The 20,568-nt window shown below is 45.4% G+C and carries 14 protein-coding genes; 10 read left to right on the top strand and 4 right to left on the bottom strand.

Annotated elements, in window-relative coordinates; genetic code table 11:
- Positions 1 to 92: 92 nt before the first annotated feature.
- The 4 genes from MHI48_RS17060 to MHI48_RS17045 all read right to left on the bottom strand — a co-directional run bounded on the left by MHI48_RS17060 (position 93) and on the right by MHI48_RS17045 (position 3,543).
- Positions 93 to 1,277: an MFS transporter gene (locus tag MHI48_RS17060; RefSeq protein WP_405141214.1), complete on the bottom strand. Its 1,185-nt coding sequence runs from the start codon at positions 1,275 to 1,277 to the stop codon at positions 93 to 95.
- A gap of 228 nt (positions 1,278 to 1,505) precedes the next feature.
- Positions 1,506 to 1,790: a helix-turn-helix transcriptional regulator gene (locus tag MHI48_RS17055; protein ID WP_076328615.1), complete on the bottom strand. Its 285-nt coding sequence runs from the start codon at positions 1,788 to 1,790 to the stop codon at positions 1,506 to 1,508.
- Positions 1,791 to 1,961: 171 nt separating this feature from the next.
- Positions 1,962 to 2,303, bottom strand: a complete 342-nt coding sequence (locus tag MHI48_RS17050; RefSeq protein ID WP_076328616.1) for a ribosomal protein L7/L12 — start codon at positions 2,301 to 2,303, stop codon at positions 1,962 to 1,964.
- 40 nt (positions 2,304 to 2,343) lie between these two features.
- On the bottom strand, positions 2,344 to 3,543 hold the full coding sequence (locus tag MHI48_RS17045) for a cytochrome P450 (protein ID WP_076328617.1): 1,200 nt from the start codon (positions 3,541 to 3,543) through the stop codon (positions 2,344 to 2,346).
- A gap of 153 nt (positions 3,544 to 3,696) precedes the next feature.
- Here MHI48_RS17045 and MHI48_RS17040 point away from each other — a divergent pair, with 153 nt between their 5' ends.
- The 10 genes from MHI48_RS17040 to MHI48_RS16995 all read left to right on the top strand — a co-directional run bounded on the left by MHI48_RS17040 (position 3,697) and on the right by MHI48_RS16995 (position 20,447).
- On the top strand, positions 3,697 to 4,710 hold the full coding sequence (locus MHI48_RS17040) for an aldo/keto reductase family oxidoreductase (RefSeq protein WP_405141211.1): 1,014 nt from the start codon (positions 3,697 to 3,699) through the stop codon (positions 4,708 to 4,710).
- A 420-nt stretch (positions 4,711 to 5,130) separates the two neighbouring features.
- Positions 5,131 to 6,231 carry an AAA family ATPase gene (locus MHI48_RS17035; protein WP_076328618.1) on the top strand — a complete coding sequence of 367 codons (1,101 nt, stop codon included), beginning with the start codon at positions 5,131 to 5,133 and terminating at the stop codon, positions 6,229 to 6,231.
- A complete protein-coding gene (locus MHI48_RS17030; RefSeq protein ID WP_076328619.1) occupies positions 6,219 to 8,687 on the top strand; it encodes a DUF5682 family protein in 2,469 nt (822 codons plus the stop codon). The genes MHI48_RS17035 and MHI48_RS17030 overlap by 13 nt, the downstream gene beginning before the upstream one ends.
- Positions 8,672 to 9,895 carry a VWA domain-containing protein gene (locus MHI48_RS17025; protein WP_017688225.1) on the top strand — a complete coding sequence of 408 codons (1,224 nt, stop codon included), beginning with the start codon at positions 8,672 to 8,674 and terminating at the stop codon, positions 9,893 to 9,895. Before MHI48_RS17030 ends, MHI48_RS17025 begins: the two co-directional genes overlap by 16 nt.
- A gap of 19 nt (positions 9,896 to 9,914) precedes the next feature.
- Positions 9,915 to 13,469, top strand: coding sequence for a DUF4132 domain-containing protein (locus MHI48_RS17020; protein ID WP_076328620.1), 3,555 nt, complete (start codon positions 9,915 to 9,917; stop codon positions 13,467 to 13,469).
- 85 nt (positions 13,470 to 13,554) lie between these two features.
- Positions 13,555 to 15,306 carry a hypothetical protein gene (locus MHI48_RS17015; protein WP_405141208.1) on the top strand — a complete coding sequence of 584 codons (1,752 nt, stop codon included), beginning with the start codon at positions 13,555 to 13,557 and terminating at the stop codon, positions 15,304 to 15,306.
- Positions 15,293 to 15,571: a hypothetical protein gene (locus MHI48_RS17010; RefSeq protein WP_076328622.1), complete on the top strand. Its 279-nt coding sequence runs from the start codon at positions 15,293 to 15,295 to the stop codon at positions 15,569 to 15,571. The genes MHI48_RS17015 and MHI48_RS17010 overlap by 14 nt, the downstream gene beginning before the upstream one ends.
- A 223-nt stretch (positions 15,572 to 15,794) precedes the next feature.
- Positions 15,795 to 16,337 (top strand): sigma-70 family RNA polymerase sigma factor, encoded by a 543-nt coding sequence (locus MHI48_RS17005; protein WP_074095344.1) that lies wholly within the window; start codon positions 15,795 to 15,797, stop codon positions 16,335 to 16,337.
- Between the two features lie 13 nt (positions 16,338 to 16,350).
- Positions 16,351 to 17,757 (top strand): DUF4179 domain-containing protein, encoded by a 1,407-nt coding sequence (locus tag MHI48_RS17000; RefSeq protein ID WP_076328623.1) that lies wholly within the window; start codon positions 16,351 to 16,353, stop codon positions 17,755 to 17,757.
- A gap of 182 nt (positions 17,758 to 17,939) precedes the next feature.
- Complete coding sequence (locus MHI48_RS16995) at positions 17,940 to 20,447, top strand: WG repeat-containing protein (protein WP_036673698.1); 2,508 nt, start codon at positions 17,940 to 17,942, stop codon at positions 20,445 to 20,447.
- The last annotated feature ends 121 nt before the right edge of the window (positions 20,448 to 20,568 follow it).

Raw genomic sequence — 20,568 nt, 5'->3', positions numbered from 1 at the left:
TAATAGAATAGCCGTTAAAATGGTTAAAGAGAGGCCACTGTATGCATACAGTGCCTCTCTTTTTGGTTTGTCTTTTATACTACGAATTCATATCAGGCAACGTTGTGCGATGTATTGATTTGTGTACTTTTGAGAGGTGCTGAACGATACGAGCCTATAACGATGATGACGGCAACAGCAACCCCGACAGCGCCAATCCAGGTAATGGATGATAATGAAACGCTGCTGACCGCGATTCCGCCAATACCTGCGCCGGCAGCCATGGCTAATTGCATGACCGAACTATTCAGACTTAGCATAATGCCAGAGGATTCCGGAGCCATGGTGACCAGGTTATATTGCTGAGTTGGACCCGAAGACCAGGCGGCAAAAGACCACAAAATCAGAACAAGGAAGACAGCGAGATGAGAGCTTGCCGTTATATTTAACAGGACCAGACTTACGATATGCAATGTCATGCCTGTGATCAACGTACGTTTGACACCCAAACGGTCAGCACTGAACCCTCCAACTTTTGAACCGATCAGACTTGCTATGCCAAATGCGAGTAAAGCTGAACTGAGTAGTGCTTCGCTCATTCCTGAAACGGATACAAGGTAAGGTGAAATGTACGTGTAGGCAATGGAATAACCACCTAACCAGAAAAATGTCACCAGCAGTGCCAGTACAATTCGTGGCTGTTTGAGCAAAGACAGTTGTTTCTTCAGCGGAACAGGCGCTTCTGCTTTGGAAGGCGGAATGGCGGCCGCAATTACCAGCATGGCGAGAACGCCAAGAACAGCGATACCGGCAAAAACAAGCTTCCAATCCCAAGATGCAGCTACAAGCCTTCCGAGCGGAACGCCAATGATCAAAGAAGCCGTAAATCCAGTGATTACTGTGGCGATTGCACTAGCTTGTTTGCCCTCAGCCGCTATTTGAGAACCAACCGTTAATGCCGTGACAACAACAACACCCGCGCCTAAAGCCATCAACACTCGTGCTGCGACGAACAGTCCATAGCCCGGCAACAGGTAAGCAAGAACATTAGCCACAACGAATAGACCGAGGAAGTATAACAACAGCTTGCGACGGTCCCAGCGCGAAGTCAGTGCAATAATGACAGGTGTACCGAGAGCATATACGAGTGAAAAAATCGTAATAAGCTGTCCGGCGGCGATTAAAGAGATATTCATCGTATCTGCAATACGATCCAAAATGCCGGCAATGACATATTCGGACGTTCCCACAAGGAAACTGACCAAGGCAAGAACATAGATTTTGAGCGTAGAAGACATGGAAACATAACCTCTTTCTGATCATTATTGTATTTTTAGAAATATAGAAATAAAGACGATAGAACAAGACATGAATGCTCTGAATGCAACCCATCTGCGCGAATGGTAATGTTACAACCTAGATAATGAATATTGGAATAAGCGTAAACTTAGGTGACCTGGTTTTACTAATAAATATTGTGTGTTGTTTCAATATTTCTAATTATATAGAAATATGACTCAAATTTTTTATTTATTTAGCAGATAGGGAACAAACTTTTGTGCGGTCTCCGTGTTCAGGCTGTAGTAGATATACGTACCTTTCTTTTGCGATGTAAGCAGACCGCAATCGGACAGCTGTTTCAGGTGATGAGACAGAGTCGATAGGGCAACCGTAATAAGGCGGCTCTCCAGATCGGCAGGACACAGGTTGCTTTCGCCCGATAAAATCTGAATGATCTTGTAGCGTGTTTGTTCGCCCAGCGCTTTATGAATTTTGACAACTTGTTCAATCTCATTCGAGTTTGATTGCATAATGATCGGTCCTTTCGTCTTTATTTCTTATTTCTAGTAATATAGAAATAACAGTAGCATATGTCGTTTGAAAAGTAAACTCTCGGACGAAGATTCCACACTTTCTACTGCGTCTGTGTTAACAGCCGAAAGTCTGGAGTAACTTCTCCCGAGAGTTATGTGAGTTGTATATTACCGATCCAGAGAATCAACATAGTCTTTGGCTTCCTTCAACGAAAGACCTCTGGCTTCACGCAGTCGTTTGATCGCCATAATTTTTTTCCCTTGTTGTATAAGTGTAAGCAGTTCCTGATCCAGATCCGTTTGGGCTGGTTGGCTTGTGTGGGAAGGAGATGCTTCCTTCGGCGACAAGGTGTAATTGAAGTCGGAGCGCGTGCCTGTGGTTGAACCATTCTCCAGACGCTCGACATCTCTTTTCAATTCATTCAATTGGCGTTGCAGGCTGGTGACTCTGACCAGTAACACAAAGATCAGAAGCAGCAAAACGATCCATACCAAGGTGTTCATTTCCATGATGTCATGTGCCTCACTTTCATTTATTCATATTTAGCCATTATTTTAGTTGAACCGGGATTTCCTTGACACCACGAACATTCATACCTGGTCTCCATTCCAGTTCATTCACATCTGCCTGAAGCTGTATATTTGGAAAACGATTCAGAAGTGTGCTGACTGCAATCTCACCTTCCAGACGAGCAAGCGGTGCTCCCAAGCAGAGATGAATGCCTTTGCCAAAAGCCAGATGCGAACTCTTCTCGCGTGTGATATCGAAAATATCAGCATCCTTAAACTGCTGTTCGTCCCGGTTGGCGGAATCAAGCGCAACAATGACAAGATCACCTTGAGCGATACGTTGTCCACGGAATTCAATATCTTCCAGAGCCCAGCGGGATGTGCTGAACTCCACCGGTCCGTTATAGCGAAGCATCTCTTCAATGGCATTGTGAATAAGCTCGGGCTGGTTGATCAGCAGTTCGCGTTGCTCCGGATGCTCCAGCAGGGCGAGAATCCCATTTCCAATCAGATTCACGGTTGTTTCATGACCGGCAATAATTAATAAGGAGACAACGCCAAGCAGTTCTCGTTCAGTTAACTGCTGCCCGGATTCTTCCGCAATGACGAGCTGGCTGATCAGATCAGTGCCGGGATCTTGGCGAACTTTCGCAAACCAGGCCGTCAGGTAATCCGTAAACTCCCTGGCATGCTGCTCAAACATCTCGGCGCTCTCGGCTATGGAAGCATCAATTATCGTATTGGACCAGATGCGGAATTTGTCACGATCCTCAAGAGGAACTCCCAGAATTTCACTAATGACAATGATGGGCAACGGGAAGGCAAAGTCATCGATCAGATTCATTTTTTCCTGTGACGGGAGGTTGTCCAGCAGTTCATCAGCAATGTCCTTAATATGGCTCCGCATGTCTGCGACCAGTTTGGGTGTGAATGCTTTCTGCACAAGTCCCCGAAGACGTTTATGATCCGGCGGATCGGAGAACAACATATTATTGGAGAAGATGCTTTGATTGTCAGCGCCGTAACGTCGGACCATATCTTTGCTGAAGCGAGGATCTTTCAGGATATGAACTGCATCCTCGTATCGCGTAATAATCCAGCCGAATTCCCCGTGAGGAAACATGAGTCTGAAAAAAGGCTCCTCTTTTCTTAACTTTTCATACACCGGGTAAGGGTTATGCGTGAATTCTTTGGTAAAAAACGCTGGCTTTGAGGACTCGTTTGGTTCATTTGGGTTCAAATGCAAAATCTCCTCTCATATTCCTGCATAATACCTGCACCCTCTATATATTCAATACACAAGCTTTTGAAACCTTGTTTTTTCTTCATATGGATGATAGAGCAGGAAAATAGAGGAAGATGGAAGAAGACATGGTAGAGAGAATCGGTTATTATGCTTGGTAAAAATGAAAATGAGGTGAACGCTGACATGTCTTACGCACAACTTCCTTTACATCATCACCAGATTCCGGCAAGTCGAATTGTTCTTGGCTGTATGCGGTTTGGTGGTGAATGGGATGGTCTTCCCATTACTTCAGATCTTGTTGTGGAAGGTCATCGAGCGGTAGAAGCAGCTCTCGAAATAGGCATTAATCACTTTGATCTGGCGGATATTTACACACGTGGTAAGGCAGAGCATGTCTTGGGGCGAGTTTTATCCGAAACTCCCGGCTTGCGTGAACAGATCATTATACAGTCGAAATGTGGTATACGTCTTGTGGGTGATGATGAAGGACCGCAGCGTTATGACACCTCAGGTGCACATATTCTGGCGAGTGTGGACGGTATCCTGGAACGGCTCGGAATCGATTATCTGGATATTTTGCTGTTACATCGTCCTGATCCACTTGCCCATCCGCAAGAGATTGGAGAAGCACTGGCTGAGCTGCATCATTCCGGTAAAGTGCGCCATTTTGGTGTGTCTAACATGGGTTCTGAACAGATTCGTCTTCTTCAGCTTCATAGTAAAGTACCTCTGATTGTGAACCAACTGGAGATGAGTCTGGACAAAATCGGATTCGTAGAAGCCGGTGTGACAGTTAATCGGCCCCAAGCCAGAGACAACGTGTTTCCCTATGGCACGATGGAATATTGTCAGGCAGAGCATATTCAACTGCAGGCTTGGGGTCCACTTGCTCAAGGGCGATTTACTGGCAGGATAGTTGAGGGACAGCGCGGGGAGATTGAGCATACGGCTCAACTGGTTAATCGAATGGCCAAGGAGCGTGGGGTGACACCGGAGTCTATTGTACTGGCTTGGTTAATGAAGCATCCAGCAGGGATTCAACCTGTCATTGGTTCGATTCGACCAGAACGTATTCTGGCCTGTCGTGATGCAACGAATATTGAACTTACCCGTTATGATTGGTACGAGCTGTATTCGTCTTCGTGTGGGCGTAGAATGTAAGTAGAGACTTCTGAGAGATTGGTTAGTTTCGATTAAAATTCATAGATGTTGGGTGAAATTTGAACATATAAGAAGACACAGGCTGCTATGGCCTGTGTTTTCTTTGTGATATTCAGCTTCATTTGGTTGAAACACATGATCGAAAGTGTAATGAATCCTAAGGTCATATGGACTACAATGCGTTTGCATGGGTAATAAGCATGCTGATTCGGATCAGAAACCATTGTGTTGGCACGGCTGTAAGGATGTTTCACCTTCATATTTGCGCTAGAGGCTATGTCCATGGACTTAGGAAGAGTGCTGATAAGAAGGACGTTTCAACCATTTTTTTCGTTTTACAGGGTAGTTACTGGAGTGCTGTGATAAAATGATAGGAATAAGAACATACGATCTGTTTACGTGAGAGGAGACACCTTGACGATGGAGATGCTTAAACCACCCGCCGAGACATTATACGAGGTTGAATTACGCGCGCTGCGAGAGGAAGATCAGGGGAAACGTCCCCCGAACTGGCTGTTATCTCCCGCCTATGTGCGCGATTTTATTATTGGCAGGGATAAGCCTGCATTATTAAATGGAGAAGAGATCACGATTACCCGCAAATTCTATGGCAATGACGTGTTAATTGAACGTGCAGTGGTTACTCTGGCAGGCAATCGAGGATTAATGCTCGTGGGAGAACCCGGGACAGCCAAGACCATGCTTAGCGAACTGCTGACCGCAGCAATCTCCGGAACCAGTCTGAATACGATTCAGGGTACGGCAGGAACGACGGAAGATATGATCAAGTATTCCTGGAATTACGCCATGTTGCTTGATAAAGGCCCTTCGGAAGCTGCGCTTGTGCCATCACCGTTATATAACGGCATGAAGAAAGGCATTCTTACCCGTTTTGAAGAGATTACACGTTGTCCCGCGGAAGCGCAGGATAGTCTGATCAGTATTCTCAGTGACAAGGTCATGAGCATTCCTGAACTGGATGGTGGTGTATTGTTTGCCCAACCGGGATTTAACGTTATTGCTACAGCCAATATTCGGGATAAAGGTGTTAACGAAATGAGTGGTGCATTGAAACGTCGGTTCAATTTTGAAACGATCAAGCCCATTCATAACGTAAAGATGGAAGCCAAAATCATTGAATCCCAGGCACGAAGCCTGTTATTACATAGTGGAATTGATATTGAAATTAACCCGGATGTGGTTGAATTGCTGGCTACAACATTCATGGAACTGCGCACTGGCATGACACGGGAAGGATACAAGCTCGATACCCCTCAAGCATCCATGAGTACGGCGGAAGCGGTGTCTGTCTATGTTCAGAGTGCGATGACTTCCTATTATTACGAAGATAAAGCTATTGGGCTGGATCGGTTGGTGCAGAACATGCTGGGGACCATTGCAAAGGAAAACGACAAGGATCTGTCCATTCTCAAAACCTATTTCTCCAAGGTCGTAAAAGAGCGTTCCAGAGAAGAGGGAATGTGGAAGGACTACTATGAGGAGAGAAAATGGATCGGTTAAGAGCAGTACTGGACCCTGATGTTGATCAGTTACAATCCTTGTTCGAGTCCCAAGTATATAACCTGATTAATCATACGGTTTATTATCCAATACGACACCATAGCCCTGCATGTTCGTATCACTTGTTACGATTAATTGAGGAGTACAAGCCGGATATCATTTTGATTGAAGGACCGGAGAGTGGTAATCCATTAATTTCGGTGCTGAGTGATGAGGCAACGGTACCTCCTGTCAGTCTGTACTATACCTACGAGAGTGAATTGGAGAGAGAAGCCTGCTATTATCCGATGCTTCGTTATTCGCCTGAATATGTAGCTTTGAAAGAAGCAAAACGGCTGGATATTCCGGCGAAGTTTATTGATCTGGACTATCAACACTTCTCTACTCGTGCATCCAAATCTGACCAGACAGAACAAAAGGAGATCTCCATCCAGGACGAAACCTTGCTTGCGGGGTCTGATTTCATTAACCGATTATGCCAAAAAACAAACTGCCGCAGTTTTGATGAATTGTGGGAAAAGGTGTTTGAAATTGGCGGTCTGGAGAAATCCACTCGGGCATTCGTGCAGGATGTATTCACGTATTGTACCTTATCCCGAATGTGTTATTCCACGGAACGATTACAGTCTTCAGGTGATCTGGCAAGAGAAGCACATATGAGACAACGTATTAATCAAGCGGTGCAGGAGCATGACCGTGTGCTTGTCATTACCGGTGGATTTCATACGTATGGACTGTTGATGTCAGAGAAACATGAATCCCAATTGGAACGGCCAGAAATGGATAAACGGCATACAGACCAACGTTTGGATGGACAAGGTAAACCAGGAACGTCTCAACAAAGTGCGGTTAATCCAGATACGGTTCACCAACAAATGTACCCAATGGTCTATACCTTTGCTGAAGCGGATCGGCTTAATGGATATGCGAGCGGCATGCCTTATGTAAATTATTACGATCAGATCTGGAACCAGCTGCTTCGCAAAAAGAGTACACCGTATAATCTAACGGCTCTGGACTTGTTATCTCGGCTGATGCGCCAATTACGGGATGGACACGAGCATGTATCAACGAGTGACGCAATTGAGGCATACAGTATGATTCAAGGTCTTGCCGGGCTTCGTGGTAAAAGGGAAGGCGGCGTCTATGAGTTGATGGATGCAGCACTCTCTTCCTTTGTGAAGGGTGAGCTTACCTTGGCGACTGATAAACCGCTGCAAGAGCTGCAACAGTTATTGACAGGAGACGTCATTGGAAGCGTGGCTCCCAATTCATTCAGTATTCCCATCGTGGAGGACTTCAAGGCTCGTTGTACAGAGTACAAACTGCAGATTCGTACAACAGGTCAACACAAGAAAGTGCTGGATCTGTATGCGAAACCGGAGCATCGTCAGATAAGCCAATTGATTCAATGCATCACCTATCTGGTTCCGGAATTCGCGAAACGGCAATCGGGGCCGGACTGGATCGCAGAGCGTGATATGAATCTTGTTCGCGAAACCTGGGTTTATATGTACTCATCCCGCATTGAAGCCAGATTGATAGAGAACTCTCTCTATGGTGGAACACTTGCCGGGGCGGCTACACGCAAAATGGAAGAACAGATGCAGGAAGTACCGGATCATCATAGCGGTGAACTTGCCCGACTCATGCTTCAAGCGCTGCTCATGGGACTTCAGGACACTGCGATGAAACTCTATGAACAGGTCCGCTCAGCGCTGAGAACGGACGGGAATTTTATATCCTTATGTAATAGTCTGCATGTCTTGAACCGAATTCATCAGCACCGCAGGTTGCTGGGATTATCTGACGAGCAACATCTCCCTGACCTGGTATCCGAAGCTTATAGAAACGCCGTGGACAAGTTGTTACAGCTCTCCAGAGCCAATCCGGATGAACATGAAGCTATTATTCAGGGATTGAAGCTGCTAGCCATGCTCGCGGAGTCATCAGAGGGGTATTTTCAGGATGAGACATTCCGAATACATCTGAATGAGCTTCTGTCGGATCAGCAGCTTCCGGCTCAGCTGGAGGGTGTGTGTGTGGCTATTTCCTCAGGGCTAGGTGACAGGCCCAGGGATGAGATTGTTGATCGTGCTCGCGGGTATATCCATGGTACACCGGATCAGACCCGTCAAACGGCACTTTTTTTACAGGGAGTATTCACTGTAGCACGTGACGCTTTTTTATATGAAGATCAGCTGTTGTCTGAGTTGAATTATCTGATTGAACAGCTGTCATACGACGACTTCATCAGTATGGTACCGGAATTGCGGTTGGCATTCACCTACTTTACACCAATGGAGACGGGCTTGATTGCGGAGCGGTTGGCGAGTCTGCATCAGGTTGAACCAGAGGAGATGTTGAGGCCTGCGGTCGATGAGCAGATGCTGATTCAGTCCAAGACGTGGGATGAAGCGCTTCGAAAGGAGTTTGCCGCATGGAAGCTAATATGAATGAAGCGAATCGGACAACGGAAGGAACCGGAGAAATCAATGAAAGTTCCAATCCAGATGGAAGCAACCGAGGGGATCAACATTCTGCTGAAACCTTAAATCGATGGCGTCTGATTCTCGGTGAATCCGCCGAAGAAGGGTTGTGTAATACAGACCAATACACTTCGGCTGAATTTCAATATACGGAAATCGATGAGATTCTGGGGTATCTGTATAACCGTGAATACGGTGAAGAACAAGGTTACCGAAAAGAGGGAGGACGCGGTGCGTCTAACCTGACTGTACCAAAATGGCTGCACAAGGTAAGGGATCTATTCCCCAAACCAACGGTAGAAATATTGGAAAAACAGGCGCTTGATCGTTATGGGCTGACAGAATTGTTAACGGACAAAAAGCTGCTTGAATCCCTTGAACCCAACATGAATCTGCTCAAGAATATTATGCAGTTCAAAGGACGGATGAAAGGTGAGGTATTAAAGAGCGCCAAGGATATCGTGCGAACTGTGGTTGAAGAGCTCCGCAGCAAGCTGGAATCGCAGACCCGAGCGAGTATCATGGGCAAGCGCAGTCGCTATACCTCCAGTTCAGTGCGATCCTTACGCAATCTGAATTTCAAGCGAACCATCACCAAGAATTTGAAGAATTACGATAAAAACAAGCGCAGGTTTGTGATTGATCGTCTGTATTTCGACGGGAATATTCAGCCCCATAACAAGTGGAACATCATCATTGGTGTGGACGAGAGTGGCAGTATGCTGGATTCAGTCATCTACAGTTCGGTGATGGCCAGCATCTTCTACCGCTTGAATGCGCTGCGCACGAAATTATTCATATTTGATACGCAGGTTGTTGACCTGAGCGATAGACTGGAAGACCCCGTAGACGTGCTCATGAATGTACAGCTCGGTGGGGGGACACATATTACCAAAGCGTTGCGATATGGAGAGACGTTAATCGATAATCCAGGCAAAACCATCTTTATTCTGGTAAGTGATCTGGAGGAAGGGTACCCGATCGCGCAAATGTATAAAGCCTGTAAAGATATTATCGATGCAGGATGCAAGCTACTGGTTCTCACCGCGCTCGATTTTAACGGGGATTCAGTCTATAACAAACATGCCGCACAGACATTAACCAATATGGGGGCACATGTAGCAGCAATTACGCCTAACGAACTCGCGGATTGGATTGGCGAGATCATCACTTAAATTCAAGGAGGAATGTGTAATGCTTACCGCAGACCGCGCAGTTGAAACTTTGGTGGAAAAATTCGCAGTAACCTGTTCAAACGAGTATTCATTAAAAACAGATCGAAGCTCCGAAATTATCGATTATGTATTGGGAACGACAGACAAGTTTCCGGATATGATGGGAAATTCGAGTCATTATGTGTATCAAACGATTGATCTGCTCATGAAGCTTGCCAAAAAAGACGATGGAGATATCTTTTACCGTGCCGGGGCTATTGTGATATATCTGGAATCCAATTATTCCAAAAGAAATTCTTGGAGAACGGATGCCTTTACTGTCTGTATGGGAAATGACTCCGAAGCCTACGGATTAAGCGGGAAGAGCAAAAGTGCTGATCGTATGGATGGATTGTTGTCCCGGTTGGAGAAGATCAAACAGTTTGCAGGCGAGAACGAAATTCTGACTGAATTAAAGAGTAAATTAAAGCGTGCCCAGTGGCTTTTTGATTCCAAAAAAGCGGACAGTCAAGGGGACTACCGGGATGTAATTAATGCTTTAATGCTGCTGCAATTATATTCAAGACTCAGTGACACGGCTTCTCATCTTGCAGAGGTTCAATCTTCTGTTCAATCGTTACCAGTGTTGTTTCAACTAATGGCTAATGATGCAGATAAGTTGCGGGACGAGTTACATACGTTGATTGAACCTGTAGTGGTCAGTAATATTCAAGGAAAGCATAACGGATCTTCCCAAGAATTGAAGGATGAATTCCTCAAGGAGAAGCGTAGTCAGCTCATAGTTGAACTGTATCCCAATACGTCTTTCTCTTCAAAAGAGCAATGTTCAAACACAGTATTCCATCAAACTATGGTACTTGTGAGTGGTGCCTTGTTGTACCTGATTAACATTAGTGGAGGTAAACAACGGTTCCTTGATACAAATAGTGAGATTGGGCATGTTTTGCTTCACACAGTACATCAATTACATGAGATTTATCCACTTGAAGTTCGCCGTTACTTGCTGAGTATGGACCCTAGAGCCAAGAGTCCAAATGATCTGCTTGCTGGACTTGTGCCTCTGGATGAACCTTATCAGTTGGTTGAAATGTTGCGGGACGAGCTTAATTCGTACACGGTATCTTGGAACATGTTACAATCCGCGATCGCGAATCGTCCTGAACAAGCGATTCGAGCATACGAGATTATCAAACCGCCATTCCTCAAACTCTGCATTCAGAAATTCATGGAGGATCAAGGATTGACATTGCCTAATGCGGAGGGGTCACTGGAGCAAGCGGTATTTAACGCTCTTCGGCATCCTTTGGACGGGGGACGTCAAGGACTTGCGATTGCAAGATACTTAAGTGGGGAAAACACCCTGGAGGAATATTGGGAGGACCCAAATAGTCGCGGGTTGTTTAATCAACTGAATCGGGATAAGAAGCGTGTTCACAACCTCATTAGTATTAGTTTTCTGCCCTTGGATTCGGAGGCGATGCGCAGGTTTGCAATCTTGACTACTCATCCCGATTGGACACTGGATATTATCTCGGACATGTACAATTCATACGCTTTTAGTGGAGAGCAGCTGCTTCAACGTTACGGGCAAGACCCTGAGGTGCAACGTGAGAAATTGCTAACCAGCCTGATCTCACTTAATGGCATGACCGACTACAGATACAAATCGATGCCGCATGACGAATACCGCCGAATCATTGAGCAGAATCTGGACTATGCACTGACACAGTACAAGAAACTGCCAACAGATACACGCATTTTAATTCTGGAGATTACCTTTGAACAGCGTGATGAGTTATCGAAGAAAATATTGGCCGAAGCGATTCGTGCCGGATTGCAGGATTCTTCCAAAAAGGCCAACGGCGTGGCGTTAGCGGAATTCAACCGAATTCCTGATCAGGACTTGTATACGCTCGTATACCTCTCGGAGAAAAAAGTGGGAATCAAAGAAATGGCTCTAACCGCAATCCGCAGTCTGGAAAACAGCAAGGAACTGTACGGTGAGCTTTTGAAGAAAGAGAAGTCCGATGAGTGGAAGAGCTTGATCCAAATTCTGCTGGATACCGCAGATCTAAGTCCAGAGTATGCCCATGCTGCACTCGCTGATCAGGCGGATGCCAAAAAGTTGTCGAGACTGAGTTGGTTGTCCTTGAAAGATCTCCCTTCACTGATACGTATTGAAGACAATCAGCCTTTAGATGAGCGGATTAAACAGTATGCTTTGGTCCAATCATTGGATCATACATCCGGTCCTAATGAACGGTTGAATGAATTACGAGATTACGTAAGTGAGGCATCGCTCGCTCGTTTTGCAAGTGAACTGCTTCAGGTCTGGATTCAGGAAGGTGCTCCTGCAAAAGAGAAATGGGTGATGTATGTATCAGCACTCTTTGGCGATATTCAGATTGTGAATATTTTAGCTCCGCAAATTAAGGAATGGACAGAAAACAGCCGCGGCGCGATTGCAGCAGATGCTGTGAAAGTGCTCGCTTATCTGAAAGATCCATCTGCTCTTATGGCGATTGACAAGATCAAACGTGGCGTGAAGAACCGTCAGGTGAAAGGTGCAGCAGAAGAAGCGTTGCAACTTGCAGCCGATAATTTGGGACTTACCTCGGAACAACTCGAAGATCGGCTGGTCACCACACTTGGTTTTGATGAAAAAGGAACCATGCAGCTGAGTTACGGAGAGCGTTCCTTCCTGGTTAAGGTCAATGGAGACTTACAAGTCGTTGTCTTAAATGAAGAAACGGGCAAATCCGTGAAGAGTCTGCCTGCTCCTGCACAGAAAGATGATCCTGAATTGGCAGCGCAGTCCAAGGCACGTTTCACACAACTGAAAAAAGATCTCAAATCCATGGTTAACATTCAGGCGCAGCGTCTGGAAGAGTCATTGTCCAAGCAACGTCTGTGGTCTGCCGATGAGTGGAAAGCATTGTTTGTACAAAATGTAATCATGCAAAAATTTGCTGTTGGTCTGATCTGGGGAACGTATGAGGATGGCGCTCTGATCAGCACGTTCCGTTATATGGAGGATGGCACCTTCAATTCTGTGGATGAAGATGAGGTTGATCTGCCTTCAGGTGCGCAGGTGGGACTTATACACCCGCTGGAACTGGATCAGGCGACGCTTGAAGGTTGGACAACGCAGTTGGAGGATTACGAGATCAAGCAGCCATTCGAGCAATTAAATCGTGAGATTCACCAACCAGAAGATGAGGATAAAACGAAGAATGAATACGATCATCTGCCCGAGTCTGATTTTTCACCAACGGCTTTCCCCAAAGCACTGGAGAAATACGGTTGGATCAAAGGACCGGCACAGGACGGCGGCTGGTATCATGAATTTTATAAAGAGTACGGAGATCTTGTTGCAGAATTGCAATTCAGTGGTACGAGCATCACGTATTACGAGGGATTGGATGACATTACCCTGGAATCCCTTCATTTCTTCAAACCGAATAACAAGCAATATTATTATTATGGTGACAATAAACCCATTGCTCTAGGCAACGTTCCAGGTCGCGTGTTCAGTGAAACGATCTACGACATTCTGAGAGCAACGGGGCGTTGATGACGTGAAAGGATTCAAGGAAAAATTCCGGATTTTTTCGAAGCTGTGTACGGAGGATTATTTGATTCGGTATGCCAACAAGGGGTTGTACAAAAGGTCTTTGAAAGAGTTGGACAATGGTGTAAGTGTAACGTACACATGGAATGCATCATCTGTGAGTTGTCAGCTCAGTGACGGGACACAATGTACGCTTGAAAATACGCTGGATCATTGGGAATGCTCCTGCCCGGCCGATCATATCTGCAAGCATGTGCTTATTGCAATTCTGTATGATCAACGGGAATATACGGCAGAGGATTCAATGAATGCAGACGAGAAGCATGCGCTGGATAAGGACTCAGGGATATCGGATAATGATCCGTTGGACGTACCAAAAAACGTATCAGTAACAGAATCAGCATCAAACTTAGTATCAAATGTGGATGATCCAAGCGAAATTCCGCATACGGTGTCACGTGAGATCGAGTCTCGCTTCCGCTGGATGACGGAGTCTGAACTTCCCGTGTTAATTAAATCGTATAGTTCTTCCATGATTGAGGAAGTTGTTTTCCGACTGAGATACCCAGAGGAAATTAAGATCATTGAAGATTCACTTCTTACGGTTCATCTGACCACCCAGAATATCGAGGTGTCTTTTACGGAGGAACCGAATCTTGCAAAAGCACTATGTAAGGTGAAGCAGACAGCCGGGAAAATGGCCAAGCTTGAAGCTTTGTTACGGTACCGGAACTTTAAAGGTCTGGATGATAGGGATGCATTAAGTGGACGGGTGTACGAGGCCAAGTTCTCTCTTCAGACAGTGCAGGAATGTCGGGTTATGCTGGCAGGATTGTTGAAGACGGGACTGGCCCGCCTTCCTCAGTCCTATATGGCACAACTGGAGACATTGGCAATTGCAGCTCATAGTGGCAACCTGCCTGACATAGAACGCAGTTTACGAGGGATTCAAGGAGAACTACAGTTGTTTTTCAACAGACATATACGTTTCTCCATGCAATCCATGTTGGATCGGGTAAGCAAGCTGTATCTTGCACTCCAGGTTCTTGAAGAAGAAAAGGTGTCTGCCATTCAGCAGAGTCAGCTCATTGGCAGTTTTCGAAGTAAATACTATACGGTGCCTTCACTTCATCTGTATGGACTGGGAGCTGACGCGTGGGAGACACGATCCGGTTTCCGTGGAATCACCTATTATTTCTATTGTTTCGATGATGAGGAAATCTACACCTATAGCGATGTACGTGCTGTATATTATGATGATCAGCAGTTCTCGTATACAGAGCATTATGGTGCATTCACACCATGGCTGCCTAATCTGACCTTTCGCCAGTTCGTCGGTGAAGAAGTTCAATTCTATTCAGTAAAAGTGAATGAAGAACGCCGGATCTCTTCCGGGGAAGGTGCCAAGCTTGCGATTTTGCCACGAACGGGTGTGGAAACGTTGAATATGGGCAAAACCATGCAAGACGTAACGTCAGTACTTCAAGAGGAATCGCGATCATTCGACTTGTTTGCTGCTCCCAAAGAACGATTGGCAGTGATCAAAGTTGCTCGAATCGTGGACCATAACTTTGTCAAACAAACGCAGGAGCTTGTCCTGACGGTTGAGAATACCGAAGGGGAAAGACTGGCACTCACTCTCCCGTATTCATCTGACTGGCAGGCGATGATCCAAAGACTGGAGTCAGGATATGGTTCCCAATCGCTTGAACACTTCTATGCCTTTGCGCGTGTGGAACCAAAACGGATTAGCCCAATCAGTTTCCTGAAAGGCAAAACGGTGCTCAGTCTGAAACTGGATATCGGTAATGGGAGGATGGGCAGACTTGGAAGAATATAATCAGTTTATGCAGAAAATTAACGGCTGGTCAGAAGAGTTGCTGCTGCGCGGGTTATCTCAGTTTACGATCCGAGATATTGAGGTACTTGAGCAGCTCACAGCGGAATCCTTGCGGTTGCAGATGAGTTTCCTGCATGAGTTGTTGAATCACCTCATCAAGGAAGGGCGTAGCGTGGCTCTTGGACAAGGTCATGAAGAGTTGCTGTTATCTCAGTATTGTCGTCTTACCCAATATGTACAGCTCAGTGTACAAGAAGAGGCGTGATATTGGTTAGTAATCGAAGCGAAGGCACATGAAGCGATATGATGTAGTAAATAAGATGTATTATAGGATATAAGAAGATTTGCAGAAGACCACAAGGTCACTGCAAATCTTTTTTTATCGTGGAGTAAGTAAAAGTCATTTGCCAAACGAATATAGGTAGGAAGCACGGATCAACACGAGCACTCGTGATCATATGAGCATGGAAGGGAGGGGACATCTAATCGTGGAAGAAGAACAGATACGGAAGGCAGTAGCGAATCGTGATCCTGAAGCCATGGAATGGGTGATGAACCACTACGCAGGTTTGTTATGGAAGATTGCTCATTCCATCCTACATCATGCATCGACAGAAGAGATTGAAGAATGCGTAGCAGATACATTTTTTGCTTTTTGGCAGAATCCGGATGCATTCCAGTCTGGGCGAAGTAGCCTGAAAAATTACCTTGCAACAATCACAAAACATAAAGCGATTGATCGCTACCGGAAACTTAATCGAAGAACTGAGCTTACATATGAAGAGGAGATTCATTCGGTGCAAACGGATGATTTGTTGGTTCAGATGGTCAGTAAAGAGACATATACGGAACTTAATCAAATGATTGAATCTTTTCCAGAACCGGAACGGGAGATTATGAAACGTCGGTTTTACGAAGGACAGAGACCCCATGAGATATCGGAAGCATTGTCCCTACACGTTAGGCAAGTCCATAACAAGCTTTATCGCTCCAGGCAACGATTGAGGACATGGTGGATGAACAGGAAATAAAGGAGGCGATCCAATGCAAGAATCCGAGAAAGAATTCACTGAGCAGAACCTCTTTAATATTAAAAAGTTGTTCTATGATAAATTGGCGATGAATGAACCACAAACCCTTACGAGATCAGATTCATCATTTTATCCACCTATATTATATCCATCCGCTCCATCCGCACAGACAAAGAAGTCCATGAATAAAAGAAAAAGGTATCGCAAAGCCATCTATATTCCTGTAACCGCTGCGTTATCGTTATGTCTTGTTACAGGGGCAGCTGCATCGGTGGGCATCATTGATCTGTCTACTGTTCTTCATTTTCTAGGTGCAGATCGGATTGGCATTCTTCAGCCTGTTCATCAGGTGAGTGAAGATCAAGGGATTCGAATGGAGGTTATAGGTGCTGTCAGGGACGGAGATACAACGGAAATCTATGTTTCATTGTCGGATCTGACGGGTCATCGCATTGACGATACACTGGATGTATATGATTACAGGATAACCGGAGGTAATGCAAACAACGCTCAGATTATTCATTATGATGATGCGAATCAAACGGCTATTGTCCGATTCCTCATTCAAGGAAAAGTCAGCAAAAATCGAATTACAGTTCAGATTAATACGCTGATGTCGGGTACATCTCTTCAAGAGGGTTACAACGTACAAGTGGACTGGAAGCAGTTGTTACAAGAAAAGCAAAACAATAGTTATGAAATCATGGAGCGAGATCGTATAAGTGGCTTGGGAGGTACAACCGATATTCAATTGGAAACCGATCCAATTCCCGTACTGCATCAGGATGTAACGAATGTCCCCGTTGAGGGTATTGATTGGATGCATATTTCCAATATAGGTTTTGTGGAGGGCAAGTTACACATTCAGATTAATCCGAATAATGAGATTGGCGAGTATAATCATGGATATTTCTACTTCACGGATGAGCAAGGTCGAAAGCTCGATATACCTGAATATTCCATTAGCTATGGACATTATATGAAAGATGGGGTCGGGTACGGAGGAGATTATGAGGAGTTTGTGTATGATCTGTCTGCTGTTGACGATTTAGATAAGCTGAGACTTCAAGGCAGCTTTACGAGTATTAGTGAAGTTGTGCGAGGAAATTGGAAAACTACTTTTAACTTGAGTCAAAATGCTTTGAGTAAAACAGGAAACATTCAGCTTGATACAAATGGAGGCTTACAGGCAAATGTTACTCTTTCCCCGGTTGGTGTCACACTTACAGGTGAGGCACTGAGTATGATTCGGATGGAGGATCTGAGTATTGAAGTGCACCTGAAGGATGGTACAAAGTTGACTGGCGAATCCGGTTTCCTCCAGCTGGATCAGGATCTCATTAAGTGGATTTCCCCTAAGACCATTCCGGTGAATGATGTGAGCTACCTGCTAATCAATGGAGAAAAAGTGACTTTGTAAGAAGAATATTTAAAAGGTGAATCAAAGAATCGGGGAATAAGTGCAATCAGAAGGTTGTTCTGTCATCGGAGTGGTAAGTGTGAATATTCTTTAGTTCAACTTATATAAAATGAATTACATGTCATATCCCGATTTATGACGCATACCATTAGGCGAATGCGGTCATAAGGGAGGAAACTGAGATGTCCATGAGCGAACCGCTGTTAACGCAGATTGTGAATCAACATATTCCGGCTGGTGCAACGGTCGTCACTATTGATAAACCTGTTCAACATCCAGCGATCTATGCGGCCGATCTTACCGGTGACGGTATGCCGGAGATTGCTGCAGTCTATCAGTTGAATGGTGAGCTGTATTTGCTCATTCTGAAATTTGTTCAAGGACATTGGATCAAGATGGCACTAATTAAGGGATTGGGGTATGGAGTGACTTTAATGACCGCAGCCCCTGTAACTTCAACGGCTAGGAACAATCTCATTATCGGTTGGCGGATTGGTTCTATCTGGTCTAAGCTTGCCGTATATGAGTGGACGGAATCCGGGCTCAAAGATCTGGCGCCTGACGATCTATACTATAGCTATGCAGAGATTATAGATATGCCTGGTCCGCATGGCCGAGATGGGAAAGTGGAGATTGCACTCTGGATACATGACACAGGGGAAGCCTATCGTGTGGAGATTATACGATGGCAGAATGGGAAATGGGTTCCTGCACCGGACGTATATGCAACCTATTATCCCAAAGTGGTGCAATATTACGAGCAACTAACCCAACAATATCCTGATTATATCTTTTACTGGTATTACCTTGCGGATGCTCAGTACCACGCGGGCCAGTATCCGGCAGCTCTCGCTTCAGTTCAGAAGGCACTCAGCTTCCCGGAAGCGTATCCTTCCAGAGAGGTACTACAAGAGTTGGAAAAGAAAATTAAGCAGGCGATGGTCCCTATAAGCCATGCCCGGGTAACGACATGGTTATATCCAATCTCCGTTCGAACCACGAGTGGGACGCGTTGGGGGTATATGGATGCACAAGGCCACATTCGGCTTGAGCCGGTACTGGATGACGCGCAAGAGTTTCAGCCCAATGGATTGGCTGTGGTTGTGAAGGGTGGTCGTGCCGGCGTTATTAACCTTCAGGGACAGTATGTCGTTCAACCTGTATACGATTCCATCAATTCCTTTTCCGAAGAACGGGCGATAACAATTGATTCTCAAGGATTTAAGATGATTAATGAACAAGGTACAGTCCTGACCAAACGGGCGTACCCGTATATCTCGAATATGAACGACGGTCGAGCATTATTTTACGATTCTAATCCTGGTCAGGCAGATGGATCGGTGAGTCGGTATGGTTATTTGGATGCGTCGGGCAATGAGGTGATACCTGCACAGTTCGCTTCTGCGAATGATTTTCAAGATGGCAAAGCGGTCGTGCAGATTAAGGACAATGAATATGCACTCATTAATCGCAATGGTCATCGGCTCGCAACGTATCCATATGCCTATGTGGGACCACTAGGGGATGGACTGCTTGCTTTTCAAAAAGAAACCTCGGGCAAATATGGGTACATCGACGAACGGGGTAATATTCGTATTCAGCCCAAATTTTCATCGGCATTTCCTTTTAACAACGGGCAAGCGATCGTTAATACAGCAGAGGACTACAAATCGATCTACGGTGTTATTAATACGCAAGGATCGTTTATCATTCAACCCGCCTATAATGACATCCGCGAACTAGGCGAGCATCGTTATGCGCTGGGGCAAGCGATTAACCCGGAGCAACCTTATATCGGCTCAGTGTATGCGATTGCAGATACCAACGGTAGAAGGCTTACGGAGTTCCTATATCGCGAAGTAGGCAATTACAAAAACGGCCTTGCTTCCGCATCGGATGGAAGACAGACCTATCTGTTGGATTTGAGTGGAAGACCTGCCGCTGGGTATCCCCATGTAGAAGGTTCGGGTACGCTGGAGGTCGTGGCACCAGATCTGATTAAGGCCTATGTAGACCAGCGTTTATCGTATGTGAATCGGGCAGGACAGATCATCTGGCGGCAAAATACAATCGTTCCACTTCATCCACCGTACCGTGTACGCGAAGAGAAGTACAAACCAAACAGGGACTACCTCGTATATTATCCGCAGGTGGAGGGATTAACGAACCAAGCGGAGCAAATTGCGCTGAATGCCAAGTTGAAGCAACTCTCTCAGGTTAAACCGATCCCTGCCGATCAGCAGCTGGATTATACGTATACAGGTGATTTTGATGTTACGTTTTATCAGCAACAATTGCTGCAACTGCAACTCACAGGTTATAACTACCCGGCGGGTGCAGCGCATGGTATGCCTACGATGATCTATGCGATCATTAATCTGACAAATGGTCAGTTGTATGAGCTAAAGGATTTATTTAAACCGAATAGTGACTATGTAAAAGTGTTGAGCCAGATTGTGGGGGATCAGATCAAAAATGATCCTCAATACTCGTATGTGTTTCCGGACACCTATACGGGGATTAGTGGGGAGCAGCCGTTTTTTGTCACAGCGGATGCTCTTCATCTCTACTTCAACCCGTATGATATCGCACCCTATGCGGCAGGGTTTCCAACGTTTACGATTCCTTTTGTCCAGATCAAGGATATCATTAATACAGAAGGTTCGTTCTGGAAAGCTTTCCATGAGTGATTGAGGGTACAGCCAACATTTTAACGAAAATATACGCTAGGGACGTTAAGGCACAAAGACAGCGGATTTTTCCTGCTTTAAGCAAATGTCCGCTGATGCTTAGCTTATATAACAGTCAAAA

The sequence above is a fragment of the Paenibacillus sp. FSL H7-0942 genome, from assembly GCF_045040715.1.
GTDB classification, from domain to species: Bacteria; Bacillota; Bacilli; order Paenibacillales; family Paenibacillaceae; genus Paenibacillus; species Paenibacillus amylolyticus.
This window is presented reverse-complemented; position numbering and strand designations above follow the sequence as displayed.

Excerpts from the sequence above, each read along its gene's own strand:
- MHI48_RS17060 (WP_405141214.1), bottom strand. The coding sequence starts at position 1,277 with ATGTCTTCTACGCTCAAAATCTATGTTCTTGCCTTGGTCAGTTTCCTT.
- MHI48_RS17020 (WP_076328620.1), top strand. The coding sequence starts at position 9,915 with ATGCTTACCGCAGACCGCGCAGTTGAAACTTTGGTGGAAAAATTCGCA.
- MHI48_RS17040 (WP_405141211.1), top strand. The coding sequence starts at position 3,697 with ATGCTTGGTAAAAATGAAAATGAGGTGAACGCTGACATGTCTTACGCA.
- MHI48_RS17055 (WP_076328615.1), bottom strand. The coding sequence starts at position 1,790 with ATGCAATCAAACTCGAATGAGATTGAACAAGTTGTCAAAATTCATAAA.
- MHI48_RS17035 (WP_076328618.1), top strand. The coding sequence starts at position 5,131 with ATGGAGATGCTTAAACCACCCGCCGAGACATTATACGAGGTTGAATTA.
- MHI48_RS17025 (WP_017688225.1), top strand. The coding sequence starts at position 8,672 with ATGGAAGCTAATATGAATGAAGCGAATCGGACAACGGAAGGAACCGGA.
- MHI48_RS16995 (WP_036673698.1), top strand. The coding sequence starts at position 17,940 with ATGTCCATGAGCGAACCGCTGTTAACGCAGATTGTGAATCAACATATT.
- MHI48_RS17000 (WP_076328623.1), top strand. The coding sequence starts at position 16,351 with ATGCAAGAATCCGAGAAAGAATTCACTGAGCAGAACCTCTTTAATATT.
- MHI48_RS17050 (WP_076328616.1), bottom strand. The coding sequence starts at position 2,303 with ATGGAAATGAACACCTTGGTATGGATCGTTTTGCTGCTTCTGATCTTT.
- MHI48_RS17030 (WP_076328619.1), top strand. The coding sequence starts at position 6,219 with ATGGATCGGTTAAGAGCAGTACTGGACCCTGATGTTGATCAGTTACAA.